We start from the raw sequence: 544 nt of genomic DNA, 5'->3' as shown, positions 1-544 counted from the left end.
GGCCTGCAATCTTTGATAGAGCTGAAACCCAAAAGTCGCACGCAACCAGTGATACGAAAAGTCCTGAGGGTACTTATCAGATGTCTTTTGCAATATTTTTCGCTTTATTGTGTCTGTGACTTGGCCAATGGGTCTAGATTTGACAATAGGGTAGCGCGGATCATCTTTTGCCATGTAATAACACCCTCCCTGATCAGATAAAAAGACGTACATATCCTCGTCTTTTATCTGTATATTTGGGTAATATAAAGACAGAGCGGTTCTAAACTTATCTCGCCGTTGCCTCATCATCGGACTATCTCCAAGCACCCGTAACTCCTCAGCAAGTTGCTTTGGCACGTGCAAACGTTGGCTACGGTCTTTCTTGGTATCCATCCCTGTGCCTGGACCGGCATGTAACAGATAGGTGCCATCTAACTGCAGCCTTTCTGAAATGAACCCTTTTAGATGCTTTAACCGCATCGTAAGCACGGTCTGCTTACGGGCGCCAGTCATCAAAGCCGTCAACAGTATAAGACGTTCTAGTGCTGACCACTCCTCACCT

1 pseudogene is annotated in these 544 nt (G+C 46.0%); it reads right to left on the bottom strand.

What is annotated here, in order from left to right:
• Nucleotides 1–495 (bottom strand): annotated as a pseudogene (locus FQ182_RS30110) (site-specific integrase); the annotation flags it as partial.
• Between the last annotated feature and the right edge of the window lie 49 nt (nt 496–544).

Origin of the sequence: Pseudomonas sp. ANT_H4 (assembly GCF_008369295.1) — a bacterium.
Lineage (GTDB): Bacteria > Pseudomonadota > Gammaproteobacteria > Pseudomonadales > Pseudomonadaceae > Aquipseudomonas.
The sequence above is the reverse complement of the archived record's forward strand: the minus strand, read 5'-3'. Positions and strand labels throughout refer to the sequence as shown.